The organism is Nonomuraea deserti (genome assembly GCF_004348685.1).
GTDB lineage: Bacteria > Actinomycetota > Actinomycetes > Streptosporangiales > Streptosporangiaceae > Nonomuraea > Nonomuraea deserti.
Window position 1 is genome coordinate 18,404 of sequence record NZ_SMKO01000058.1, and the last position, 21,821, is coordinate 40,224.

The 21,821-nt window shown below is 69.9% G+C and carries 27 protein-coding genes and 1 tRNA gene; 13 read left to right on the forward strand and 15 right to left on the reverse strand.

Going from position 1 to position 21,821, the window contains the following annotated elements; translation table 11 throughout:
- Positions 1-10: 10 nt before the first annotated feature.
- On the reverse strand, positions 11-1,183 hold the full coding sequence (locus E1292_RS21910; RefSeq protein WP_181958275.1) for a GDSL-type esterase/lipase family protein: 1,173 nt from the start codon (positions 1,181-1,183) through the stop codon (positions 11-13).
- A 36-nt stretch (positions 1,184-1,219) separates the two neighbouring features.
- Entirely contained in the window at positions 1,220-1,801 is a 582-nt protein-coding gene (locus E1292_RS21915) for a TetR/AcrR family transcriptional regulator (protein ID WP_132597092.1), read from the reverse strand.
- Positions 1,802-1,972: 171 nt separating this feature from the next.
- Here E1292_RS21915 and E1292_RS21920 point away from each other — a divergent pair, with 171 nt between their 5' ends.
- Positions 1,973-2,425, forward strand: coding sequence for a universal stress protein (locus E1292_RS21920; RefSeq protein ID WP_132597093.1), 453 nt, complete (start codon positions 1,973-1,975; stop codon positions 2,423-2,425).
- Here E1292_RS21920 and soxR read toward each other — a convergent pair.
- Both soxR and E1292_RS21930 read right to left on the reverse strand, forming a co-directional pair.
- Positions 2,394-2,939 carry a redox-sensitive transcriptional activator SoxR gene (gene soxR, locus E1292_RS21925; RefSeq protein WP_246090259.1) on the reverse strand — a complete coding sequence of 182 codons (546 nt, stop codon included), beginning with the start codon at positions 2,937-2,939 and terminating at the stop codon, positions 2,394-2,396. The two genes, E1292_RS21920 and soxR, sit on opposite strands and share 32 nt — an antisense overlap.
- A 9-nt stretch (positions 2,940-2,948) precedes the next feature.
- On the reverse strand, positions 2,949-3,380 hold the full coding sequence (locus tag E1292_RS21930; protein ID WP_220446988.1) for an Lrp/AsnC family transcriptional regulator: 432 nt from the start codon (positions 3,378-3,380) through the stop codon (positions 2,949-2,951).
- 56 nt (positions 3,381-3,436) lie between these two features.
- Here E1292_RS21930 and E1292_RS21935 point away from each other — a divergent pair, with 56 nt between their 5' ends.
- The gene (locus tag E1292_RS21935) at positions 3,437-4,351 is read left to right on the forward strand and encodes an SMP-30/gluconolactonase/LRE family protein (protein WP_132597094.1); all 915 of its coding nucleotides are present in this window, start codon (positions 3,437-3,439) and stop codon (positions 4,349-4,351) included.
- A 2-nt stretch (positions 4,352-4,353) separates the two neighbouring features.
- Here E1292_RS21935 and E1292_RS21940 read toward each other — a convergent pair whose 3' ends face one another.
- Positions 4,354-5,085 (reverse strand): ABC transporter permease, encoded by a 732-nt coding sequence (locus E1292_RS21940; protein ID WP_132597095.1) that lies wholly within the window; start codon positions 5,083-5,085, stop codon positions 4,354-4,356.
- Positions 5,082-5,987: an ABC transporter ATP-binding protein gene (locus E1292_RS21945; RefSeq protein WP_132597096.1), complete on the reverse strand. Its 906-nt coding sequence runs from the start codon at positions 5,985-5,987 to the stop codon at positions 5,082-5,084. The genes E1292_RS21940 and E1292_RS21945 overlap by 4 nt, the downstream gene beginning before the upstream one ends.
- A gap of 108 nt (positions 5,988-6,095) precedes the next feature.
- On the opposite strand from E1292_RS21945, the gene E1292_RS21950 reads away from it, so the two are divergent.
- The 3 genes from E1292_RS21950 to dnaN all read left to right on the forward strand — a co-directional run bounded on the left by E1292_RS21950 (position 6,096) and on the right by dnaN (position 9,562).
- Positions 6,096-7,523, forward strand: coding sequence for a sensor histidine kinase (locus E1292_RS21950; protein WP_246090260.1), 1,428 nt, complete (start codon positions 6,096-6,098; stop codon positions 7,521-7,523).
- Positions 7,523-8,176 carry a LuxR C-terminal-related transcriptional regulator gene (locus E1292_RS21955; protein ID WP_132597098.1) on the forward strand — a complete coding sequence of 218 codons (654 nt, stop codon included), beginning with the start codon at positions 7,523-7,525 and terminating at the stop codon, positions 8,174-8,176. The genes E1292_RS21950 and E1292_RS21955 overlap by 1 nt, the downstream gene beginning before the upstream one ends.
- A 288-nt stretch (positions 8,177-8,464) precedes the next feature.
- Positions 8,465-9,562, forward strand: coding sequence for a DNA polymerase III subunit beta (dnaN, locus tag E1292_RS21960; RefSeq protein ID WP_132597099.1), 1,098 nt, complete (start codon positions 8,465-8,467; stop codon positions 9,560-9,562).
- Between the two features lie 26 nt (positions 9,563-9,588).
- Here the strand turns inward: dnaN and E1292_RS21965 are convergent, their stop codons facing one another.
- The 5 genes from E1292_RS21965 to upp form a co-directional block, all read right to left on the reverse strand.
- Positions 9,589-10,263 carry a FadR/GntR family transcriptional regulator gene (locus tag E1292_RS21965; protein WP_132597100.1) on the reverse strand — a complete coding sequence of 225 codons (675 nt, stop codon included), beginning with the start codon at positions 10,261-10,263 and terminating at the stop codon, positions 9,589-9,591.
- Positions 10,264-10,363: 100 nt separating this feature from the next.
- Positions 10,364-11,707 (reverse strand): helix-turn-helix domain-containing protein, encoded by a 1,344-nt coding sequence (locus E1292_RS21970; protein ID WP_132597101.1) that lies wholly within the window; start codon positions 11,705-11,707, stop codon positions 10,364-10,366.
- Between the two features lie 96 nt (positions 11,708-11,803).
- Complete coding sequence (locus E1292_RS21975; RefSeq protein WP_132597102.1) at positions 11,804-12,337, reverse strand: PH domain-containing protein; 534 nt, start codon at positions 12,335-12,337, stop codon at positions 11,804-11,806.
- Between the two features lie 251 nt (positions 12,338-12,588).
- Positions 12,589-12,813 carry a hypothetical protein gene (locus E1292_RS21980; protein ID WP_132597103.1) on the reverse strand — a complete coding sequence of 75 codons (225 nt, stop codon included), beginning with the start codon at positions 12,811-12,813 and terminating at the stop codon, positions 12,589-12,591.
- 166 nt (positions 12,814-12,979) lie between these two features.
- The gene (upp, locus tag E1292_RS21985) at positions 12,980-13,618 is read right to left on the reverse strand and encodes a uracil phosphoribosyltransferase (protein ID WP_132597104.1); all 639 of its coding nucleotides are present in this window, start codon (positions 13,616-13,618) and stop codon (positions 12,980-12,982) included.
- A gap of 165 nt (positions 13,619-13,783) precedes the next feature.
- Between upp and E1292_RS21990 the strand changes: the two genes are divergently transcribed.
- From E1292_RS21990 to E1292_RS22005, 4 genes are all read left to right on the forward strand, one after another.
- A complete protein-coding gene (locus E1292_RS21990) occupies positions 13,784-14,299 on the forward strand; it encodes a tRNA adenosine deaminase-associated protein (protein WP_425465227.1) in 516 nt (171 codons plus the stop codon).
- An 18-nt stretch (positions 14,300-14,317) separates the two neighbouring features.
- Positions 14,318-14,794, forward strand: coding sequence for a tRNA adenosine deaminase-associated protein (locus E1292_RS21995; protein ID WP_132597105.1), 477 nt, complete (start codon positions 14,318-14,320; stop codon positions 14,792-14,794).
- On the forward strand, positions 14,791-15,246 hold the full coding sequence (tadA, locus tag E1292_RS22000; RefSeq protein WP_220446989.1) for a tRNA adenosine(34) deaminase TadA: 456 nt from the start codon (positions 14,791-14,793) through the stop codon (positions 15,244-15,246). Before E1292_RS21995 ends, tadA begins: the two co-directional genes overlap by 4 nt.
- Before the next feature lie 10 nt (positions 15,247-15,256).
- Positions 15,257-15,346, forward strand: a tRNA-Ser gene (locus E1292_RS22005).
- Positions 15,347-15,405: 59 nt separating this feature from the next.
- On the opposite strand, the gene E1292_RS22010 is transcribed toward E1292_RS22005, so the two are convergent.
- Both E1292_RS22010 and ypfJ read right to left on the reverse strand, forming a co-directional pair.
- Positions 15,406-15,702, reverse strand: a complete 297-nt coding sequence (locus E1292_RS22010; protein ID WP_132597106.1) for a type II toxin-antitoxin system VapB family antitoxin — start codon at positions 15,700-15,702, stop codon at positions 15,406-15,408.
- A 134-nt stretch (positions 15,703-15,836) separates the two neighbouring features.
- A complete protein-coding gene (ypfJ, locus tag E1292_RS22015; protein ID WP_132597107.1) occupies positions 15,837-16,826 on the reverse strand; it encodes a KPN_02809 family neutral zinc metallopeptidase in 990 nt (329 codons plus the stop codon).
- Positions 16,827-16,963: 137 nt separating this feature from the next.
- On the opposite strand from ypfJ, the gene E1292_RS22020 reads away from it, so the two are divergent.
- Together E1292_RS22020 and E1292_RS22025 are read left to right on the forward strand one after the other, a co-directional pair.
- Positions 16,964-17,563 (forward strand): LysE family translocator, encoded by a 600-nt coding sequence (locus tag E1292_RS22020; RefSeq protein ID WP_281284051.1) that lies wholly within the window; start codon positions 16,964-16,966, stop codon positions 17,561-17,563.
- Between the two features lie 68 nt (positions 17,564-17,631).
- Entirely contained in the window at positions 17,632-18,561 is a 930-nt protein-coding gene (locus tag E1292_RS22025; RefSeq protein ID WP_165974666.1) for a phosphotransferase family protein, read from the forward strand.
- Positions 18,562-18,620: 59 nt separating this feature from the next.
- Here the strand turns inward: E1292_RS22025 and E1292_RS22030 are convergent, their stop codons facing one another.
- Together E1292_RS22030 and E1292_RS22035 are read right to left on the reverse strand one after the other, a co-directional pair.
- Positions 18,621-19,043, reverse strand: coding sequence for a DUF4405 domain-containing protein (locus E1292_RS22030; RefSeq protein WP_165974667.1), 423 nt, complete (start codon positions 19,041-19,043; stop codon positions 18,621-18,623).
- Positions 19,044-19,120: 77 nt separating this feature from the next.
- A complete protein-coding gene (locus E1292_RS22035) occupies positions 19,121-20,044 on the reverse strand; it encodes an endonuclease/exonuclease/phosphatase family protein (protein ID WP_132597111.1) in 924 nt (307 codons plus the stop codon).
- A 151-nt stretch (positions 20,045-20,195) separates the two neighbouring features.
- On the opposite strand from E1292_RS22035, the gene E1292_RS22040 reads away from it, so the two are divergent.
- Both E1292_RS22040 and E1292_RS22045 read left to right on the forward strand, forming a co-directional pair.
- Positions 20,196-21,047: a TrmH family RNA methyltransferase gene (locus tag E1292_RS22040; RefSeq protein ID WP_132597112.1), complete on the forward strand. Its 852-nt coding sequence runs from the start codon at positions 20,196-20,198 to the stop codon at positions 21,045-21,047.
- The gene (locus E1292_RS22045) at positions 21,047-21,787 is read left to right on the forward strand and encodes an rRNA methyltransferase (RefSeq protein ID WP_132597113.1); all 741 of its coding nucleotides are present in this window, start codon (positions 21,047-21,049) and stop codon (positions 21,785-21,787) included. The genes E1292_RS22040 and E1292_RS22045 overlap by 1 nt, the downstream gene beginning before the upstream one ends.
- Positions 21,788-21,821: the final 34 nt, after the last annotated feature.

Sequence of the window (21,821 nt, forward strand, 5' to 3'; positions counted from 1 at the left end):
GCCGGTGCCGTCAGCCGGTCTTCGCGGCGAAGGGGCCGCCGTCGCCGAAGACGAGCCGCGCGAAGTTCGCGCCGATCCGGCGGTGCCCCGCGGGATCGGGGTGGATCTCGTCGGGCAGCGGGATCTCGGCGTAGTCCTTCTCGCCGTAGAGGTCACGGCCGTCGAGGTAGTGCAGGTTCGGGTCGTCAGCCGCACGCTGTTCGACGATCCGCGCGAGTTCGTCGCGGATGACGTTCAGGGTCAGGCGCCCGGCGGCGCGCTCGGCAGGATCGCCCGTGGCCTTGAACCGCAGGGTCGTGCCGTCGAAGTCGGGCGCGAGCGGGCCGGGGGTGTCCTCCTGGACCGGGCACAGGATGGGCGAGACGACCAGCAGCGGAGTGCTCGGATGCCCCTCGCGGATGGTGTCGAGGAAGCCGTGGACGGCGGGGACGAAGGCCCGCAGGCGCATCACGTCGCCGTTGGCGACATTGATGCCGAGCTTGACGCTGATCATGTCCGCGGCGGCGTCGCGCATCGCACGCGCGGTGAACGGGTCCACCAGCGCGCTGCCGCCGAACCCCAGATTGACCAGATCCGCTTCGCCTTGGGCGGCTGCCAGGGCGGGCCAGATCGCGCTCGGGTGGGCGGCGTTCGAGCCGTGGCTGATGGAGCTGCCGTGGTGCAGCCACACCCTGCGCCCGCTGTCTCGTGCCGGCTCGACCGGGGCGTCGGTGCGCAGGGCGATCAGCTCGGTGATCTCCGTATGCGGGAGCCAGATCTCGACGTCCTTGTCGCCCGCCGGCAGATCGGTGAACCGGGCGGTGCCGGCGGGCCCCTCGTGCACCTCGGCGGACTGGGTGACCATGTCGGTGACCGTACGGACCCGGCCGCCGGGCACCGTGGCCTGGGCCGCCAGGCGTCCCTCGACCAGCAGGTCGTACACGCCGTCGGCCGGGGGCGGGAACCCTTGGTAGACCCGCTTGGTGGGCAGGGTGTCCAGCTCGATCGCGGTGGCCCGGGTGCGGAAGGCCAGCCGTACGCCGGAGGACTGCGCCTCGGCCACGGCCAGCCGGTCGTCAGGGATCTGCCGGCGCGCCCGGGCGGGCAGCCGGTGCGGCAGCAGGCCGTGCGCGGTCGTCTCCACGTCGAGGAAACCGCGCAACAGGTCCGCGGTGACAGGCGTGGTGATCCAGTCGGTGATCATGGTTTCCACCATTCTTCGAAGAGTTCGTCCGCCGCCTCAGCGGTGCGGGTCAGGACGTGGCCTGCTCCGGAGCAGGGCGTCGAGGGAGTCGAGGATCCAGGCCCAGGACTCCTGCGTGTCGACGGGCGTGTGGCTGAAGCTTCCGGCCATCTCCAGGCTGACGTAGCCGTGGAAGACGCTGCCCAGCATCCGGACCGCGTGCGTCTGGGCCGGCTCGGTCAGGTCGTAGCCGCGCAGGATCGCCCGCGTCATCTGCGCGTGCCGTACGCCGGCACTGGCGAGCGCCGTTTCGGGGTCGAGCCGGAGCCGGGTGGCGGCGTAGCGGCCGGGGTGCTCCCGTGCGTAGTCGCGGTAGGTGTCCGCGAACGCGGCCAGGGCGTCCCTGCCGGCCCGCCCGGCCAGGGCGGCGGCCACCCGGTCGGCGAGTTCCTCCAAGGCGAACAGGGCGATCCTGGTCCTGAGGTCCTGGGAGTTCTTCAGGTGCGAGTAGAGACTCGCGACCTTGACGTCGAACCGCCGGGCGAGCGCAGAAACGGTCACCTGGTCGAAGCCGACCTCGTCGGCCAGTTCCGCCCCCGCCCGGGTCAGACGTTCCGGGGTCAGCCCTGCTCTGACCATGAGCCACCTCCTGTTCTACCGACAACTATAAGGCATTCACCTAATAGCTTTAGGCATTTGGCGATGTGACAGAGCAGACAGCGGGCGCCGGAATGGCGCCTGATCGCTTCGGTGCTTCACCGGTAGAGCTTCGGTGCTCTGCTGAAAGAGCGAAGCGAAGGGAAGAACGCCATGACCATCCTCGTCGCCTACGACGGCTCGGCCGACTCGCGCGCCGCCATCGAGTTCGCGGCCAAACACCTGACCGCCGAGCCCACCGTCGTGGTCACGGTGTGGGAGCCGTTGCTCGTCCAGATCAAGAGATATCCGCCGGCCGCGGCGGCGTTCGACGTGGAAGCAGAGGACGCGGCACACGCGCAGGCCGAGCAGCACGCCAAGGAGGGGGCCGAGCTGGCGATCGCGGGCGGGATGTCCGACGTCACCTATCGGGCGGTGGCCGACAACGAGTCGATCTGGAAGAAGATCGTGGACGTGGCGGACGAGATCGACGCCTCGCTCGTCGTCACCGGCTCGCGCGGCCTGGCGGGGGTCAGGTCGGTGCTGCTCGGCAGCGTCTCCAACCACGTGCTGCACCACGCGGGCCGGCCCACGCTCATCGTCCCGCCGCAGAAGACGCCGTCGTAGAAGCACCCGCGTCAGGAGCCTCGGCGGGCGGGACGCAGCAGAACGTCTGAGGGGAGCACAGCCGGGTGTCGATGCGCCGCGCGCCCGGCCCCTCGTCGCCCAGCCAATCGTGCGGGTTGGCCACCGGGCACCGGTCCAGCGACAGGCAGCCGCACCCGATGCAGTCGGTGAGGTCGTCGCGCAGCCGCTGGAGCTGCTCGATGCGGTCGTCGAGCTCGCCGCGCCAGGCGGCCGACAACCTGGCCCAGTCGTCGCGGGTGGGCGTGCGCTCGTCGGGGAGCCGGCTGAGGGCGTCTTTGATGGTCTTCAGGGGGATGCCGATGCGCTGCGCCAGCCTGATGAAGGCGACCCTGCGGAGGCTGTCGCGGGTGTAGCGGCGCTGGTTTCCGGACGTACGGCGGCTCGTGATGAGGCCCTTGGACTCGTAGAAGTGCAGGGCGGAGACGGCGACGCCACTGCGCTCGGCGAGCTGGCCGACGGTGAGCTCTCGTGTGTTCCAGGCGACCTTCGTCATACCTGGAGTTTACTTGAGGGTACGTTCGAAGAGGGTCTGCAGGACGACGACCGTCTGCGTGCCCGTCACTCCGTCCACCTGGAAGACCTGACGCAGCAGGTCCTGCAACTCCTTGGGCCCGCTCGTACGCACCTTGAGCAGCACCGACGCGGGCCCGGCGATGACGTGCGCCTCCTCGACCTCCGGGATCGCGGCCAGCCTGTCACCGCTGTCGCCCATCCAGGTGTTGCCGTCGACCAGCACGTACGCGGTCACCGCGCGCCCGAGCGCCTCCTGGTCGACGTCGATCGTCGTGCGCCTGATGACGCCGCGCTCCCGCAGCTTGCGCACGCGTTCGTGCGCGGCGCCGCTGGACAGCCCCACCGCCTTGCCGAGCATCGCGTACGACCGCGTCGCGTCGTCCTGGAGCAGGCCGATCAGCATTCTGTCGATATTGTCCACGACAAGATGATATATCGTGTTTTGCCGAAAGCTCCGAACTACGTATGGTGGACGACATGACGGACACGATCCCCACTGAGTTCGACGTGCTCGACGAGCGGTTCGCCGCCGTCGGCGGAGACGACAAGGCCGAACGCCTCCACACCGGAACCCGCTGGGCGGAGGGCCCGGTCTACTTCCCGGCCGGCCGGTTCCTCGTCTGGAGCGACATCCCCAACGACCGCATGCTGCGCTGGGACGAGACGACGGGCGTGGTCGGAGTCTTCCGGCAGCCGTCCGGCTACTCCAACGGCAACACCCTCGACCGCGAGGGCCGGTTGATCACCTGCGAGCACGGCAACCGCCGGGTCACCCGCACCGAGCACGACGGCTCGATCACGGTGATCGCCGACCGCTGGCAGGGCAGGCGGCTCAACAGCCCCAACGACGCGGTCGTGCGCTCCGACGGCTCCGTCTGGTTCACCGACCCGCCGTACGGCATCCTCAGCGACTACGAGGGCCACGCGGCCGAGCAGGAGATCGACGGCTGCCACGTCTACCGCGCGGATCCGGTGACGGGCGAGCTCCGCGTCGTGGCCGACGACTTCGTACGGCCCAACGGCCTGGCCTTCTCGCTGGACGAGAGCCGGCTCTACGTCGCCGACACGCGGGCCAGGCACGTACGGGTGTTCGACGTGCGCGACGACGGCTCCCTCGCGGGCGGCAGGGTGTTCGCCGAGGGCACCGAGAGCGACAACTTCGACGGGATCCGGCTCGACAACACCGGCCGCGTGTGGACCGCGGCCGGCAAGGCGGTGCTCTGCTACGACCCCGACGGCACGCTGATCGGCCGCCTCAAACTGCCCGAGTTCACCGCCAACCTCGTGTTCGGCGGGCCCAAGCGCAACCGCATGTTCATCACGGCCTCGACCTCGCTCTACTCGCTGATGAGCAACGTGACCGGCGCGCCCCCTGTCTGGGCCGCGCGCTAGCCTCACTCCCACCGGAAGAGCCGTACGGCCAGCCCACCGAAGATCACCAATCCGGCGGCCACCACCGCGAGATGCCCGAGCTCGGGAGACTGTCCGGCCCAGGCGTCCTTGAGCGCCTGGGCGAACGGCCCCGCCACGGAGAAGTCGCTGACGGCGCGCAGCGCGTCCGGCATGATCTCGCGCGGCACCCACATCCCGCCCAGGAACATCAGCGGGAACATCACCACGGCCCCGATGCCGGGAGCGGTCTTGCCGTTCGGCGCGAGGGCGGCGATCACCAGCCCGATGGCCAGCAGCGCCGCGCTGCCGAGCAGGAACACGAAAGCGAAGGCCACCGGCTGCCGCGGCAGCGGGGCGCCGAACACCACGGCGGCGGACCCGATCAGGATGGCCGCGGACACCACGCCGACGACCAGGTTGATCAGCAGCTGCACGCCGAGCAGCCGCCCCGGATGCACGGGCGTGGTGGACATCCGCCTGAGCACCCCCCGCTCGCGGTACGTGGTGAGCACCGCGGGCACGATGTTGCAGGCCAGCGTGAGCAGCGCGAGCAGCGTCATCATGCTGGGCAGCTGCGCGTCCACCATCCGCTCGCCCGACGTCCCCGCCTCGGTCATGACCGGGATGCTGAGGCCCAGCACGAGCAGGAGCCCGACCGGCAGCCCGACGGTGAACAACAACGACGGCCAGTCACGCAGGTAGAGCCTGGTCTCCACGATCAGCATCTTCTTCATGAGAGCTTCCTTCCGGTGAGCGCGAGGAACGCGTCGTCGAGCGTGGCCTGCTCGATGCGCAGGTCTCCGGGCACGATCTGCTGCCGGGCGAGCGCCAGGGTGACGGTGGGGGCGAGGTTGCCCGAGCCGGTCACCACGATCTGGTCGCCGCTCCTGGTGACCCCGCGCACCTCGGGCAGGGCGAGCAGCACGGCGTCGTCGACCGGCGCGGACGGCCGGAACTTCACCCGCTGCTCATCGCCCACCTGCGCGATGAGCCCCGACGGTGTGTCGGTGGCGGCGACCCTGCCGGCGTCGATGAGCGCGAGCCGGTCGCAGAGGCGTTCGGCCTCCTCCATGAAGTGCGTGACGAGCACGATCGTCACCCCGGAGTCGCGTACCTGCTCGACGAGCTCCCAGGTGTCCCTGCGGGCCTGCGGGTCGAGCCCCGTCGTCAGCTCGTCGAGCACCGCCACGCGCGGCCTGCCCACCAGCGCGAGCGCGACCGACAGCCGCTGGCGCTGCCCGCCGGAGAGCTTCTTGAACATGGTGTCGCGCTTGCTGCCGAGCCCGACCCGCTCGATCAGGTCGGGCCAGTCCGCAGGGTCGGGGTAGAAGGAGGCGTAGAGGTCCAGGGCCTCCGACACCTTGATCTTTTCCGGCAGTTCGGCGCTCTGCAGCTGCATGCCCAGCACCTGACGCAGCTCGGCGCGGTCACGGTGGGGGTCGAGCCCGGCCACCTGTACGGTGCCGCCGTCCGGCGTCCGCAGGCCCGCGACGCACTCCACCGTCGTGGTCTTCCCGGCGCCGTTCGGCCCGAGAATGCCGAAGATCTCGCCCTCCGCCACCTCGAAGGACACGTCCTCGACCGCCACGTGGTTCGGATACTGCTTCCGCAGGTTCCTGACCTCGATGATTTTCATGCCATCGACGCTAGGAAGCTGTGGTCCGCCGGGGAATCCGGGTGGATGCCCGCCAAGGGTGTACTTAGATGCAGTGACCGTGCCGCGGCGTTGCCGCAGACTGTAGGCATGCTTCGAAGCTTCGGCCGGATTCTGGTGCTTCTCGCGCTCCTCGTCCTCGAGGTGCCCGCGATCCCGCTGACCGGGCTCATGCTGTTGCTGACGTTCGGCCTGGGCATGGTCTTCCTGTTCCCGTGGCAGGTGATGATGGTCCGGCGCCTGGCGGAGCTGAACCGGCGGCTGATGCGCAGGTGGACCGACATCGAGATCGAGCCGCCGTACCTGCCCGAACCGCCGCCCCCTGTGCCGCAGTCCGACGGCATGTACCGCTCCGACCGCACCCTCTACAAGACGCCCCGGATCCCGGCGTGGAACAACCGGTGGAAGTGGCTGCTGTCCGACCCCGGCTCGTGGCGGGACCTGCTCTGGCTGGTGCTCGACGTCGTCGTGAAGCCGCTGCTGGTGCCGCTGTTCGTCGTGCTTCCCGCACGCGGGCTGCGCCTCTACGCGCAGTGGAGCGAGCTGCTGCTCGGCGCGACCACCGCCAGCCGCCTGGCGGGCCAGGTGAGCCACCTCAAGCGCACCCGCAACCTGGCCAACGACTCCCAGGCGGCCGAGATGCGCAGGATCGAGCGCGACCTGCACGACGGCACGCAGGCCAGGCTGGTGGCCATCGGCATGACGCTGGGCGCCGTCGAGGAGCTCGTCGACAGGGACCCCACGGCGGCCAAGGCGCTGCTGGCCAAGGTCAGGGACGCCTCCTCCGAGACGCTGACGGAGCTGCGCCGGGTCATCCGGGGCATCCACCCGCCGGTGCTGGCCGAGCGCGGGCTGGCCGACGCCATCCGCGCGCTCGCCATGGACAGCCCGATGGACGTCACCGTGGACGTCGACCTGCCCCACCGGCCCGATGCGCCGGTGGAGGCGGCGGTCTACTTCGCGATCAGCGAGCTGCTCTCCAACGCGGCTCGGCACGGCAACGCCCGCAAGGTGACGGTCGACATCAGCGCCAACGGCCCTCACCTGCGCATCTCGGTCACCGACGACGGCATGGGCGGGGCCGACCCGTCGAAGGGCACCGGCCTTACGGGCATCGAACGGCGGCTGGCCGCCTTCGACGGCGTGCTCGCCCTGAACAGCCCGCCGGGCGGGCCCACCACCGTGACGATGGAGATGCCCCGGGTGCTGCCCGAGCACTGGGCGGCCGACGTGCAGAAGATGCCGCGCTGGAAGACGGTGGCGGTCGTCATGCTGTGGGCGACGGCCTGGTGCCCGACGATGCCGCAGGGGGTCGTGGCAGGCGTCTTCAAGCTCTTGGGAGCCGAGCAGAAGTCCTGGTTCCTCGCGCTGTACCTGCCCGAGATCTGGCAGTGGCCCACGATCCTCGGCATGATCACGGTGGGTCTCATCATGCACGTCCTGGCCATCCGGATCCCGGCCGCCCACAACCGCGAGCGCTTGCTCGCCGGCAAGCCGGCGGCCAAGGTGTTGTGCTGATGAAGAACCGCGTGCTCGTCGCCGAAGACCTCTACCTGCTCAGAGACGGGCTGGTCCACCTGCTCCAGGCCCACGGCTTCATGGTCGTCGCAGCCGTGGAGAGCGGGCCCGAGCTGCTCAAGGGCCTGGTGGAGCTGCGCCCCGACGTCTCGATCGTCGACGTACGGCTGCCTCCCACGTTCACCGACGAGGGTCTGAAGGCGGCGCTCGCGGCCAGGGAGAAGGTGCCCGGCCTGCCGATCCTCGTGCTGTCCCAGCACGTCGAGCAGCTCTACGCCCGCGAGCTGCTGGCCGACGGCTCGGGCGGGATCGGCTACCTGCTGAAGGACCGCGTCTTCAACGCCGAGCAGTTCGTCGACGCCGTACGCCGGGTCGCCGAGGGCGGCACGGCCATGGACCCCGAGGTGATCGCCAAGCTGCTGGCCAGCAACGCCAGGGACGAGCCGCTGGCCGCGCTGACGCCCCGCGAGCGGGAGGTGCTGGAGGCCATGGCCGAGGGCCGGTCCAACGCGGCCATCTCCCAGCGCCTCTACCTCAGCGAGAGCGCCGTGGCCAAGCACACGGCCTCCATCTTCGCCAAGCTCGGCCTGGCGCCGTCCGACGACGACAACCGGCGGGTGCTGGCCGTGCTCGCCTACCTCAACAGCCGCTAGCCGTGCTCGCCTACCTCGACAGCCGCCGGCCGTGCTCGCCTACCTCGACAGCCGCCGGCCGTGCTCGCCTACCTCGACTGCCGCCGGCCGTGCTCGCCCGCCTCGACTGCCGCCGGCCGTGCTCGCCCGCCTCGACTGCCGCTAGCCGTGCTCGCCTACCTCGACTGCCGCCGGCCGTGCTCGCCCGCCTCGACTGCCGCTGGCCGTACCGGTCGCGGCCGCCCGCCGCGAGTTGTCGGTCGTAGCGGCTATTTTCGTAGGGGCACGGCGACGAAGAGGTGGTAACAGGTGAAGATCCGGGTTAACCGCGATGTTTTGGCAGATGCGGTGGCGTGGGCTGCCCGAGTCCTGCCCAGCCGCCCTGTGGTGCCTGTCCTGTCCGGGTTGTTGCTGGAGGCGGGCGACGAGCTCACCCTGTCCGCGTTCGACTACGACGTCTCCGCGCGGGCCGCGGTCGACGCCGACGTGGCCGAGACGGGCAGCGTGCTGATCCCCGGCCGGTTGCTGGCCGAGATCAGCCGGAGCCTGCCCGCCGACGACGTGGAGATCGTCACCGAGGGCGCCGAGGCGGTGCTGACCTGCGGCAGCGCCGAGTTCGGGCTGATCACGATGCCGGTCGAGGATTTCCCGTCCATGCCGGCCATGCCGGCGAGCGTCGGAGCGATCGGCGGCGGCGTGTTCGCCTCCGCCGTCGGACAGGTCGCGCCGGCGGCCAGCCGCGACGACACGCTTCCCATGCTCACCGGCATCCGGGTCGACATCGAGGGCGAGTCGGTGGCGATGGCGGCGACCGACCGCTACCGCATCGCCGCCCGCGACTTCACCTGGCGCCCAATCGCCTCCGACGTCGCCGTCTCCGCGATGGTGCCGGCCCGCGTGCTGGTCGAGGTGGCCAGGTCGCTGCGTGGCGGCGAGGTGTCGGTCTCGATGGGCGACGGGGTCGCCGGGTTCGAGAGTGTCGGCCGCAGCACGACCGTGCGCCTGCTCGACGAGCAGTTCATCGACTATCGCGCGAGGCTGACCAACGACTGGTCGATCAGGGCCGACGTGGCCGTGGCGCCGTTCGTCAATGCGATCAAGCGGGTGGCGCTGGTGGCCGAGCGCAACACCGCGATCCGGCTGTCTTTCAGCGAGGGCCAGGTGCTCATCCAGGCCGGCGGCGGCGACATCGGGCGCGGCACCGAGGTGGTCGAGTGCGAGCTGCGCGGCGACGACATCCAGATCGCCTTCCAGTCGCAGTTCCTGCTCGACGGGCTGACCGGCATCGAGAGCGAGCTGGCGCGCATCAACATGGAGTCGCCCACCAGGCCCGCCCTCATCCAGGACGTGCCCGGCGACGCCCAGCCCGCCTTCCGCTACCTCGTCATGTCGCTGCGCCAGTCATGAGCCGGACGGGCCGCTGCTGACGCCGGTCACGACTCGGTCAGGGCGATGAGGATGTGCTCCATGCAGGCGTGCCCGGCCCGCTCGGCGGCCGAGGCGTCGCCGGCGGCGATGGCCCTGGCGATCGCGTCGTGGGGGATGTAGCTCTTGTTCAGCGACGTGCCCGCGGCCGTGATGCTGGCCCGCAGCGCCGCCGAGAAGTCCTCGTAGAGGTCGATCAGCACCAGGTTGTGCGTGGCGTGCGCGACCGCCATGTGGAAGGCCAGGTCGGCCTCGACGAAGAAGTCGGGATCGTCCAGCTCCCAGGCCTGGTCGCGCTCGGCTAGCGCCGCCTCGATGCGCTGGATGTCCTCGTCAGTGCGCCGGGTGGCGGCAAGGCGCGCCGATTCGACCTCGAGCGCGCGGCGCACCTCGAAGATCTCGAGCTGCTCGGCCTGGCGCAACCTCCGCAACATCGCGCCGGACAGCTCGCTGGTCGCCCGGACGTACGTGCCGTCGCCCTGGCGGCATTCGAGCAGCCCGGCGTGCGTGAGCGCGCGTACGGCCTCCCGAACGGTGTTGCGGCCAACACCGAGCTGCTCGGCGAGCACCGTCTCGGTTGGGATCTTGGCGTTCATCGGCCACGTCCCTGAGGTGATCTGCTCCTTGAGCTGATCGATCACCTGGTCGACGAGCGAAGCTCGCTGCGCCGTACGCAGACTCACTAGTCCGCCTCCTCCGGGAAACCAATCATCCTATGAGTGAATGACTGGTAGACCCTAATTATTCCAGACTCGAAAAGCCAAATCTGGAGCTCCCGGAGGTTCAGCGAGATACCGCGGCGTCGACCGTCACCCCCGCCATGGCGGAGCGGACTCCGGCCGACTCCAGAGCCTTATGGTAGGCCGCGGTCTGCTGGGTCACGGATCCGATCCTGCCGTAGAGGTCGCCCAGCTCGCGCCAGCAGCGTGCGGCCTGCCGATCGGAGCCGAACACCGGCCGGTCGAGCCCGGCGAGCAGCTGCTGCGCGTCGCGCACGTGGGCCGCGGCGTCGCCGCCCAGGTCGAGCGCGACGGTGGCCAGCACGAGGTGCGCCTCGGCGGGAGTCGTGCCGGAACGGTCGTGCGACAGCCCCAGGGCCACCGTGGCGAGCTCTCCGGCGCGCGCCGGGTCGCCGGCCCGCAGCCGCACCCGCGCGTGCACGATGAGGCTCTCGCCGTGCTCGCGGGTGGTCGCGGGGAAGACGGCGAACGCCTCGGAGGCGGCCGTGACGAGCCGCTCGGCCTCACCGATGTCCGCCGTGGGCAGGCGCGACCAGTGCATGGCGGCCCGCGCGAGCTGCAGCGCCAGCCGCGTCTCGCGCCCGGCCATGATCGCGTCGTCGGCCAGGCTGACGGCCAGCGCGGAGTCCTCGCCCGCGGCGGCGGCCGAGCTCGCCTCCCACAGCGCGCTGATCTCTCCGGAACGGTCCACAACCTGTGGGACGCCGGTCCCGTCGAGCACGCTCTTGACGTAGTCGAGCTCGGGGGAGTCGTCTTCGCGCTCGCTGCGCGCCTCCACCAGCGCGGTGGCCAGGTCGATGGCGACCTCACCCTGCGTGATGGACAGCCGCTTGGCCTGCCGCAGCGCGGAGACCGCCAGGTCGTGGGCGCGCAGCCGGTCGCCCGCCCGCTGGTAGCAGCGGCTCAGCGAGATGGCGAGCGGCAGGTCGGCCAGCCGCTCCGGGTGTGCCGACGCCTCCCTGCGCAGGCGCTCGAAGGCCTCGACGGCCTGGCCGAGCCGGCCCTGCGCCTCCAGAGCACGCGCCCTGCCGAAGCGGGCGTGCGCGGTCAGCATGGCGTTTTCCTCGTCGGCCGCCTTCACGATCTCCGTGAAACGGTCGGCGGCTATGGACGGGTCGCCGTGCTGCAACTCCAGCTCGGCGTGGCGCAGCCCCAGCTCGGTGTCGATCCGCTGGCGGGGCTCGATCCCGTGCAGCAGGAACTCGGTCGTGCAGCCGAGTCGCTCGGCGAGCAGCCGGGCCACGACAGGAGTCGGCGTGCGCTTGCCCGACTCTATGAGCGAGACATAACTGTCAGACAGGTCGGGCCCGGCCAGTTGGGCCTGGGACATCCGCCTGTTAAGCCGCAGTCCTCGGACGCGGTCACCGATGGTTCCCTGACTCGGCATCTCATCTCTCAAGGCGGGGAAGGGTCAACAACACGCAATGATTGCATGAAGTAGCCGAATCGGGTATCCCCACGTGAAGAATTCCCCGTAGGGAGATTAATCGTCGCTGTCGTCCTTGCCGGGGAAAAGCATCTGGCAGACCTCGAGGTACAAGGTCTCCGGATACGGAATGTACTCGACCGTTGACAGTGCCTGGTCCTGACCGGCCGACTCCAGGATGAACTCACCGTAACCGAGCATGCGCCCGAGCAGTGATCTTTGGAAGCTCATGTCGGTGACCTTGCCCAAGGGCATCATCGCGACCTTGCGCGTGATGAGCCCGGTGGTCAGCAACATTCGGGTGGACGTCACCACAAAGTAATCAACCGACCACTCCGCCACTTTCCATACGAAACGGATCAGCAGCAGGAGCCACAGCCACCAGACGACGACGAGCGCCGTGCCACCCGCCTCGGCGCCGCCGAAGAAGCTGCTGAGCAGCCCGGCGAGGACGAGGCCGCCGAAGACCTCGGCGACCGGACGGAGCAGGATGGCAGGGTGCCGCCGCACCATGAGGACCTGTTGTTCGTGGGGGAGGAGGTAGCGGTTGACCGACGACGGAGCGGAGTCCCCGTGGGTCACAAGTCTCATGCGAGGCTGTTCACGAATTGAGCCAGCGAGTCGGCCGCGTTGAACACCGTGTCGAACGCTCCTCTCACCGCGTCTGCGGCGTCAGCTGGTCGCGCGAACAGGTAGTACGCGACAAATGCGATACCACCGTATGAGAGGACTTTTTTGACCTGCACTGTCGCCTCCGTGCCACTTACCCACTCCACCCACCGTCTACATTACCCACCCGGGTGCCGGGGTAAAGGTAACTTGGCGGGTATGTTCGGATCTTGTTAACCACGCTCGCTGGCCACCAGGGCCAGCACGTGAAGGTGCTTACGCGCGATGCGCTCCACGAGGCCGGGATGGGCGTAGCCGGTGACCTCCAGCGCGCCGTAGTGCGCTGCTTCGACACAGCGCGTTACGGTGGTCGAGGAATGGATGCCGGCGAACTCGTCGCGCAGCAGCGCCTCCACCTCCGCGTACGGAGTCGGATCGGCCTTGGTGTGATCGTTCACGAGAACACCTCGGCACTGGGCATGTCGCTCATCGTGCTCCCCCACGCGCAATGCGGAAGTTGCCTTCCTGTCTCTTCGTACCCACTCAACCACAGTATGTAACGAAGTGACGACTCCGCGTGGCGAAAAAAGGACTTTTCGCGCCAGTGCTTCGGATCGTGCCGCTTCAGACCACGCCGTAGAGCCGGTCGCCCGCGTCACCGAGCCCCGGCACGATGTAGCCGTTGCCGTTGAGCCGCTCGTCGAGCGCGGCGGTCACCACGCGGATCGGCCTGCCGGAGTTGGCGAACACCTTGTCCATGTGGGCCAGGCCCTCGGGCGCGGCCAGCAGGCAGATGGCCGTGACGTCGACGGCCCCCCTGTCGAAGAGGAACTGCACGGCCGCCGCCAGCGTGCCGCCGGTGGCGAGCATGGGGTCGACCACGAAGCACTGCCGCCCGGACAGGTCGTCGGGCAGCCGCGTGGCGTACGTCTCCGCCTGCAGCGTCGACTCGTTGCGGATCATGCCGAGGAACCCCACCTCGGCCGTCGGCAGCAGCCTGGTCATGCCGTCGAGCATGCCGAGCCCCGCGCGCAGGATGGGCACGACCAGCGGGTGCGGCTTGGCCAGCCGGACGCCGTGGGCGGGGGCGACGGGCGTGTCGACGGTGACGTCGGTGACGCGGACGTCGCGGGTGGCCTCGTACGCGAGCAGCGTCACCAGCTCGTCGGCGAGCCTGCGGAACGTCGGCGAGTCGGTGCGGACATCACGCAGCGCGGTCAGCTTGTGTGCCACGAGCGGATGGTCGACGACGAGGGTTTCCATAGAGGACCACGCTATCTCGTGACGGCCTGGGACGCAGATCTGCTGCGTAGGGCCGCTCACCTCATCGGTTTTGATCACAATTTGGTCGGAGAGGCACACGACCAGTGGCCGACTCTGGAACGATTAGGTGTTGGTGATATCTGTCGTGTCAGAGGTCGGGTGGAGATGGCGATGACAGACGAAGACGCTCTCGACTTCGCCATCGTGGTTTATCGCGAGGACGATCGCTGGGACGCCGGGCTGCTGCCCAGCACGCTCACGTCTGATCTGAAGGGGCTGATCCACGCCCTCAGGCAGCAGCCCAGCGAGAGCAGCACGATCGGCCTGGTCGCGGTGGGCGACGAGTTCTTCGTGGCGCTGCGGGTCCTGGGCGAGCGGGTCGACGTGTTCCTGTCCGACATCGCCGCCTCGTGGGACTTCCCGCTGGCGGAGCAGGTGCTCGACTACCTCGACGTGCCCGTCCCCGACGAGGAGGAGCTCGACGAGATCCTCCAGGACGAGGAGACCGTGCTTCCCGCGGGAGATCTGTCGATCTTCGCCGATCTCGGGTTGGACGAGATGGAGCTGGGCATCCTCTCCGGCGACATTGACCTGCTGCCCGAAGACGTGTTGTCCAGCATCGCCGCCCGGCTCGGCTTCTCCGAGCCGTTCGAGCGTGCCATCGAATCGGTCTTCGGCTGACCCCCCTGGAGCGCGGACATGGCGTCCAACACCTTTTCTGCGGCTTTTGTCAGGACCTCCGATGGTTGGAGTGGCGCCGAGGTCGATCTGGATGACGCCGAGATCGTCGACGACTTCGGCGACGCCGTCATGGAGACGCTGGGGCTGACGGGCGACGAACTGGCCCTGCTCTGCGTCGAGGTGGAGGACGAGTGGTTCGCCCTCGTCCGCTACCGGGGCGACGACGAACCGCGCGTTTTCCTGTCCGACGTGCACGCGGTCGTCTCCGACAGGCTGGGCGAGCTCTTCGCCGAGTTCGCCGGCGTGGTCCCGGAAAAGGAGGGCAACGGCCTCGGCGTACGCCCGGCCGGCGACTTCGAGCTGCTCAGCGACCTCGGGCTGAGCTCGGAAGAGCTGCTGGAGCTCAGCGTGGAAGAAGGCATGCTGCCCGCCGACATCCTGTCGGTGATCGCCGAGCGGCTGTCGTTCGCCGACGAGCTCGACCGGTTGCGGTGACCCACGAGGAGGCCATGCGCCTGGCCCTGGCGGAGGCCGCCACGGCGGGCGACAGGGGAGAGATCCCCGTGGGGGCCGTCGTGCTCGACCAGCTCGGCGAGGTCCTGGCCGCGGCGGGCAACGACCGCGAGTCGTCCGCCGACCCGACCGCCCACGCCGAGGTGCTCGCGCTCCGCCGGGCCGCCGCCCGCCGCGGCCGGTGGCGGCTGACCGGCTGCACGCTCGTGGTGACCCTCGAGCCCTGCACGATGTGCGCGGGCGCCGCGGTGCTGGCGCGGGTCGACAGGATCGTGTACGGCGCCGTCGACGAGAAGGGCGGTGCCGTGGGCTCGCTCTGGGACGTCGTACGCGATCGCCGGCTCAACCACAGGCCCGAGGTCGTCATGGGGGTCCTGGCCGCCGAGTGCTCCGCCGTACTAAAGCGGTTCTTCGCTACTCGCAGGATCCGGTAAGCTCATGCGCGGTGGTGTCGCCTAGTGGCCGAGGGCGCACGCCTCGAAAGCGTGTGATGGGGCAACTCATCCGTGGGTTCAAATCCCACCACCACCGCCATCGCCCAGAGGGCCTCCGGATTCTCGGGGGCCCTTTGGCATGTCCGCACCGGCCCGCCCTCAGGTGGGCAGCTCCAGGACCCTGGCGTGCAGGATCGATCGTTGGTGGAGCGCGGCGCGCAACGCGCGGTGCAGGCCGTCTTCCAGATAGAGCTCGCCCTGCCACTGCACCACGTGCGGGAAGAGATCACCGTAGAACGTGGAGTCGGCGGCGAGCAGCGAATGCAGGTCCAGCATGGCCTTCGTGGTGATCAACGAGTCGAGCCGGACCTGCCGTGGCGGGATCTGCGCCCACTCCCGGGGCGTCAGACCGTGTTCGGGATAAGGGCGTCCGTCGCCGACAAGCTTGAAGATCACCCCCCTGATTTTAGGAGAGAATCCGAATCCTCGCGTTATCCGGGTTGCGTCGGCCCAGCTGAGCCCGCGCATACGGGTTTTCCCGGCACCGCCGGAAAAGGGGTTTCTCGCGCTCCTTGATCGGATTTTCCGGCTCAGATGTCCCCGGAGAAGGTGTCGCACCGCTGGGGCCGGCCGCTCTCATATCCTCTGCTGAACCATTTCGCGCGCTGCCGCGAGGTGCCGTGCGTGAAGGCGTCGGGGTTCACCCGGCCCTGAGAGCGCCGCTGGATGCTGTCGTCGCCGACCGCCGCGGCCGCGCTGAGCGCCTGGTGGATGTCGGCCTTGGAGAACGGCTCCCGGTAGAAGCCGGTCCTGACCGCGTTGCGCGCCCAGACGCCCGCGTAGCAGTCGGCCTGGAGTTCCAGGCGTACGGACGTGCTGCCGGCGCCGGGCAGGCCGGCGCCGCCGAGCCGTTCCATGGTGCCGAGCAGGTTCTGTACGTGGTGGCCGTACTCGTGGGCGACGACGTACGCCTGGGCGAAAGGTCCGCCCTCGGCGCCGTAGTCCCGCTGGAGGGCGTCGAAGAAGGTGAGATCCAGGTAGACCTTGCGGTCGGGCGGGCAGTAGAAGGGCCCGACGGCGGAGTTCGCCGCGCCGCAACCGGTGCTGACCGTCCGGGAGAACAGCACGGTCCTGGCCGGCCTGTACGCCATCTGGCCCTGCCGCCCGAACTCCGCCCGCCAGTACGACTGGATGCTGTTGACCGTGCCGACGATGCGGCAGTCCTCGGACTGGTCGGCGTCGGCGCCGGTCCGGCAGCGTTCGGCCAGGTTGCCGCTCGGCGAGAGGGCCGGAGGGTCGCTCGGCGCCTGCCCGTGACCCTGCCCGTGACCCTGCCTGTCGCCCTGCTCACCGCCCTGCCCGCCGCTCTGGCGGCCGCTCTCGTCGCCGCCGAACGGGGAGGGGACGATCCCGAACAGCAGCAGCCCCGCCACCGCCAGGGCCAGTGTCAGGCAGCCGCCGCGCCGGCCGACGGGCAGCACGCAGCCGCCGGGCATGCCGCCCCCGCGCGGTCGCGGGCGCGTGGCCCGTGCGTCCTCGACCTGCGACGGGTCGAGAGGCGCGTCGTCATCGAATTGCATGTCACCCCCAGCAAATGTCATCCCCAGTAGTTCGGCGGATACGCAGGGTGGTTAATGAAGGTGATTTTTCGGGATATGCCGGATAATCTGCCGACATGACGGTTGGAATGGTTGGGATTGCGCTGGTTTCGCTGGGCATGGTTCTCACACCAGGCCCCAACATGGTCTATTTGATCTCACGCACGATCGCCCAAGGTCGCAGGGCCGGCCTGATCTCCCTCACCGGAGTCGTCCTCGGCTTCACCGTCTATCTGACGGCGACGTGCCTCGGGTTGACGGCCGTCTTCGCGTACGTGCCGGCCGCGTACACCGCGCTCAAGCTGGCCGGCGCCGCCTACCTGCTCTGGCTGGCCTGGAACGCCGTCAGGCCCGGCGGCACGTCGGCCTTCCAGCCGCGCGACCTCCCCGTCGAGCGGCCGGCCAAGCTGTTCGGCATGGGCCTGCTGACGTGCCTGCTCAACCCCAAGATCGCCATCCTGTACCTGTCGTTGCTCCCGCAGTTCATCGACCCGTCGATGGGTCATGTGCTGCTGCAGAGCCTCGCGCTCGGCTCCGTGCAGATCGTGGTCGCCACCACGGTCAACGGCCTGATCGCGATCTCGGCGGGCGCGCTGGCCGCGTTCCTGGCCGGCCGTCCGGCCTGGCTGCGCGTGCAGCGCTACATCATGGGCAGCCTGCTCGGCGGCTTCGCCGTACTCATGGCCACCGACCGCTCCAAGGCCCTCGCCCCCGCCTGAGACGCGCGGTCGCGGAGCGCGGGAAAAGCATGAGACCTCGGAACGGCGGTCTGTCAGCATGCACGCTCATGGACGACTTCGAGCCGGCCCACGAGACCCTGGCCGCCATCGCCGCCCGGCATGGATGCACCGCTGAAACCGTGCGCCCGGCGCACTCCGGTGTCGCCAACCGGGCTTACCTGCTCGGCGACGACCTGGTGCTGCGGATCCCGCGCACCGAGCGGTTCCTGGCCGACCTCGTGAAGGAGGCGGCGGTCATCCCAGCCGCCCGGCGCCTCGGCGTACGGACGCCCGACGTCGTGACCTTCGATGACACCTGCACTGATGTGGACGTGCCCTACATGGTCCTTGACCGCGTGCGGGGCGCCGACCTCGAGCGGCTCGACCTGCCCAGGGACGAGTCGGAGCAGGTCTACCGGCAGGTGGGCCGGGAGCTCGCCAAGCTGCACCGGCTGTCCGGAGAAGCCGGCCTGTCCGGCGTTCCCCGGGACAGGAGCCCCGGCGATCCCCGGGTGCTGGTGGACCGGCTCCGCACCGACGGCTGGATCGACGCCGACGCTGCCCGCTGGCTCATCGGTTGGTTCGACACGCTCAGCCCGCACGTCCCCGCCGAACCGCCCATGGTGCTGGTGCACGGCGACATCTCCCCGCAGAACCTGCTCGCTGCCGAACGGGGGGCCGTACTGACCGGCATCGTGGACTGGGGCGACGCGCAGTGGGCCGACCCGGCGACCGAGTTCGCCAAGACGCCGCTGACCGCCGTGCCCGCCATGCTCGACGGATACGCCCAGGAGCATGGCGAGGGCGCCTCCGAGCACCTGCGCTCCTGGGAGGCGCGCGTGTTGCGGGTGCACCTCACCTGGGCCCTCGCCCGCCTGGCGGATCCCGTACCGAAGCCAGGCGAGCGCCACTGGACCGCGCCGCCCGCCAGTCGGCTCTTGGGTCTTCTGCGCTTCTTCGCGTCCGGCCCGCCATCGCCGTGGGCGGATCTGGTCTGAGGGGCGCCCGCATCCACGGCGGGACGGTTCCCGTCAGCGCGCGACCCGTCCAGGGAGATTCAGCGGCCCGGCCAGAGGAGGCGGCCGGTCTCTCTTATGCGGTGGACCAGCCTGCGCCGGTTACCCCAGAGGTGCACCCCTGCGATGACCAGAAAGGCCACGGTCGCCGAGCTGTGCCACGGCCGGGCGGCCGGAACGCCGCTCCACTGCACCAGCCCGGTGACGGTCAGCGCGATGCCGGCGGCCAGCAGCAGGCCGTCCCGTATCCCGACGCGCCGCATCGTCCCCTGCAGCCCTCGCCGTGACAGCAGCCGGCGGACCGTACGCTTGATCCAGTCCCGCTGGTTGACCAGGTGCAGGGCGACGGCCGAGGCCACCACCAGCCCTACCACGCTGTGGACGCTCAGGCCGCCGGGCAGGACGCCGATCAGGAACAGGTCGGCGAGCACCAGCACCAGCATCGCCGGATAGATCCAGGACATGCCGGACTGTGCCCGCTTTAGGCGGCTTTTTCCCATTCTCAAACCCTAGCGGCGTCCCCGTGCGTCGTGCTCCCGACTCATGCTCCTGGCAGGTAGCCGATCAGGGGCGCGTGGTCGGAGTACCCGTTCGGCGGGCCGCTGTCCGGCTCGTTCGCGGTGCGGTCCATGAGCGACTGGTCGGCGTCGCAGGAGGTGAAACGCCTGCTCGTGCCGGCCCTGGTGGCGAAGATGTGGTCGCGCTTGCGGTAGACGTGCTTCCCGTTGGTCCAGGCGTGGTGGGTGACCTCGTTGCGCTTCGCGCCGCCGGCGTCGCACTCCTCGTACGCGCTGGACAGCGGCCGCAGCTCCGCCGAGCCGGGGAACAGGTTGAAGTCGCCGCCGAGCACCACGTCGAGGCCGCCTGCGGACACAGCGGTCTTGATGTTCCTGACCTGCTGCGGGCGGCGCGGGTCCGCCGGGTCGGCGAGCACGTGGGTGGTGCAGATCTGGGTGCCGGTCCAGCTCGCCGTACGTACGCACAACGTCGGCAGCGTCTGCTTGCTCTTCCCCGTGGTGTCGGGAGGCAGCGTCTGCGTGACCTTGGTCCCGGTGATCCGCGACTTGACCGCGATGCCGAGGCCGAGGTTGCCTGACAGGGAGCCACGGCAGTCGACGCGGCCGTCGGGGCGTGCGCCGTCGGCTCGGGCGAAGGACCAGCCGGGGCCGAGGGCCGCCTTCAACAGCTCCATGTGGCTGTCGGCGGCGACGCCGCAGACCTCCTGGAGCAGCACCACGTTGGCCTGGTGCTCGGACACGAGGCCGGCGATCTGCTTAACCTTCTTGTCCGGTTCATTGCGGTACGGGCAGTAGCCGGCGTCGCCGCGTTCGCCGCCCGCCTCGCCGCAGATGTTCCATGAGATGACGCGGAGCTCCGACGCCGCAGCGGCGGCGGGCGGGGACAGCAGCGGCACGGCCAGCACCACGGCCGCCGCCGCCCAGAGGGGTTTCGCTCGTTCGAACATGGGGCGCAGCGTAGAGAAGCGCGATTTCGGTTCGCTTTCAGACAGACCCCCTGCTGCGCAGGGCGGCGGCCCGTGCCTGTCGTGGGGGACGGCCCACACCACCGACAGGTTTGTCGTCGCTTGAGGAACTGATTCTATTCTGTAGAGCGTGATGAACCGCGGACGATCGGTGTCGGGGGAGCTGCACGTCACGCGTGCGAACGCGCGGTTCCAGCAGTGGCAGGCACTGCTGGGAAACCGGGCCAAGCGGCAGCGGGCCGGGCAGTTCCTGATCCAGGGGGTGCGCCCGATCAGCCTGGCGGTCGAGTTCGGCTGGCCGGTGCACGCGCTCATCTACGACCCCGAGCGGCCGCTGTCGAACTGGGCGAAGCAGATGCTGAAGGCGGCCGGCGGCGGGCGGGTGGCCATGGCCGCCGAGCTGTTGCGGGAGCTGGGCGGCAAGGACGAGGACGTACCCGAGCTGGTGGCGGTGGCCGAGCTGCCGGACGACGAGCTGTCCCGCATCCAGGTGGGGCCGTCCTTCCTTGGCGCGGTGTTCGACCGGCCGAACAACCCCGGCAACATCGGGACGATGGCGCGCTCGCTGGACGCGTTCGGCGGAAGAGGGCTGATCATCACCGGCCACGCCGCCGACCCCTACGACCCCCGATCCGTGCGGGCTTCCACCGGGTCGCTGCTCGCGCTGCCGGTGGTGCGGTCCCATTCGCACCGGGAGGTGCTGGCGTGGGTTGCGGACCTCCGCGCCGGGGGGCTGCCGCTGACGGTGGTGGGCACCGACGAGAACGGCACGCTCGACGTCGCCGACCTGGACCTGACCGGGCCCACCCTGCTGATCTTCGGTAACGAGACCACCGGGCTGAGCGCGGGATGGCGGCAGGCGTGCGACACGATGGCGCGCATCCCGATGGCCGGCTCGGCCAGCTCCCTGAACGCCGCCAGCGCGGCGACCGTCGCGTTGTACGAGGCCGCCCGCCAGCGCAACAACGGGGCGAGCCGCAGCTGATGAGCTATCGCCACGCGACCGTCCGGACCGACTACCGGGACCTGTCCAGCGGCTCGGTGCTGCACTCCGCCGCGGGTTTCCCCGCATTCCCCGTCCGGCTGGCCAGCGAGATCTTCCAGCGGGCGCTGGCCTTGCGTGGCGGCGACCGGCCCGCCGTGGTCTGGGATCCGTGTTGCGGCAGCGGTTACCTCCTGACCGTTCTGGCGTTGTCACACCGGCGCCGGATCGCCTCTGTGCTGGCCTCCGACCTCGACCCCGAAGCACTGGGCCTGGCCGGACGCAACCTCGCCCTGCTGAGCCGGGCCGGTTTGGCTGCCCGCGCCGCCGATCTCGAGGCGCGCTCCGTCCGCTTCGGCAAGCCGGCATACGCCGCGGCGGCGCACGCTGCCCACCGGCTCGCCGCCGAGCTCGCCGCCGTCGGAGGGGATGTGCCGCACGCGGTGCGCCACGCCGACGTGTTCGACCCCGACCAGCTCCGGCGGGCACTCGGACACCATGTACCCGACATCGTGATCACCGACGTCCCCTACGGCGAACAGACCCACTGGCACGGCTCCGGGGCGACGGCAGGAGTCGCCGGCATGGTCGACGCCCTGACGACTGTGCTCCCGCGGGGCAGCGTGATCGCGGTGACCGTACGAGGCCGCAAGGTTCCCTTGGAGCGCGGGCCACGTCCCCGTACATCCTTCAAGATCGGCACCCGAGCCGTCACGCTGTTCCAGACCTCCGGTGCCGCCTGAAGGACCGCCGCCGGCGGCGGGCCGGGCCGGCCTG

What these genes read in the sequence shown, in the direction of transcription:
- E1292_RS21910 (WP_181958275.1), bottom strand. Translation starts at nt 1,183, where the DNA reads ATGATCACCGACTGGATCACCACGCCTGTCACCGCGGACCTGTTGCGC.
- E1292_RS21915 (WP_132597092.1), bottom strand. Translation starts at nt 1,801, where the DNA reads ATGGTCAGAGCAGGGCTGACCCCGGAACGTCTGACCCGGGCGGGGGCG.
- E1292_RS21920 (WP_132597093.1), top strand. Translation starts at nt 1,973, where the DNA reads ATGACCATCCTCGTCGCCTACGACGGCTCGGCCGACTCGCGCGCCGCC.
- soxR (WP_246090259.1), bottom strand. Translation starts at nt 2,939, where the DNA reads ATGACGAAGGTCGCCTGGAACACACGAGAGCTCACCGTCGGCCAGCTC.
- E1292_RS21935 (WP_132597094.1), top strand. Translation starts at nt 3,437, where the DNA reads ATGACGGACACGATCCCCACTGAGTTCGACGTGCTCGACGAGCGGTTC.
- E1292_RS21940 (WP_132597095.1), bottom strand. Translation starts at nt 5,085, where the DNA reads ATGAAGAAGATGCTGATCGTGGAGACCAGGCTCTACCTGCGTGACTGG.
- E1292_RS21945 (WP_132597096.1), bottom strand. Translation starts at nt 5,987, where the DNA reads ATGAAAATCATCGAGGTCAGGAACCTGCGGAAGCAGTATCCGAACCAC.
- E1292_RS21950 (WP_246090260.1), top strand. Translation starts at nt 6,096, where the DNA reads ATGCTTCGAAGCTTCGGCCGGATTCTGGTGCTTCTCGCGCTCCTCGTC.
- E1292_RS21955 (WP_132597098.1), top strand. Translation starts at nt 7,523, where the DNA reads ATGAAGAACCGCGTGCTCGTCGCCGAAGACCTCTACCTGCTCAGAGAC.
- E1292_RS21970 (WP_132597101.1), bottom strand. Translation starts at nt 11,707, where the DNA reads ATGCCGAGTCAGGGAACCATCGGTGACCGCGTCCGAGGACTGCGGCTT.
- E1292_RS21975 (WP_132597102.1), bottom strand. Translation starts at nt 12,337, where the DNA reads ATGAGACTTGTGACCCACGGGGACTCCGCTCCGTCGTCGGTCAACCGC.
- upp (WP_132597104.1), bottom strand. Translation starts at nt 13,618, where the DNA reads ATGGAAACCCTCGTCGTCGACCATCCGCTCGTGGCACACAAGCTGACC.
- E1292_RS21990 (WP_425465227.1), top strand. Translation starts at nt 13,784, where the DNA reads ATGGCGATGACAGACGAAGACGCTCTCGACTTCGCCATCGTGGTTTAT.
- E1292_RS21995 (WP_132597105.1), top strand. Translation starts at nt 14,318, where the DNA reads ATGGCGTCCAACACCTTTTCTGCGGCTTTTGTCAGGACCTCCGATGGT.
- ypfJ (WP_132597107.1), bottom strand. Translation starts at nt 16,826, where the DNA reads ATGCAATTCGATGACGACGCGCCTCTCGACCCGTCGCAGGTCGAGGAC.
- E1292_RS22020 (WP_281284051.1), top strand. Translation starts at nt 16,964, where the DNA reads ATGGTTCTCACACCAGGCCCCAACATGGTCTATTTGATCTCACGCACG.
- E1292_RS22025 (WP_165974666.1), top strand. Translation starts at nt 17,632, where the DNA reads ATGGACGACTTCGAGCCGGCCCACGAGACCCTGGCCGCCATCGCCGCC.
- E1292_RS22030 (WP_165974667.1), bottom strand. Translation starts at nt 19,043, where the DNA reads ATGTCCTGGATCTATCCGGCGATGCTGGTGCTGGTGCTCGCCGACCTG.
- E1292_RS22035 (WP_132597111.1), bottom strand. Translation starts at nt 20,044, where the DNA reads ATGTTCGAACGAGCGAAACCCCTCTGGGCGGCGGCGGCCGTGGTGCTG.
- E1292_RS22040 (WP_132597112.1), top strand. Translation starts at nt 20,196, where the DNA reads ATGAACCGCGGACGATCGGTGTCGGGGGAGCTGCACGTCACGCGTGCG.
- E1292_RS22045 (WP_132597113.1), top strand. Translation starts at nt 21,047, where the DNA reads ATGAGCTATCGCCACGCGACCGTCCGGACCGACTACCGGGACCTGTCC.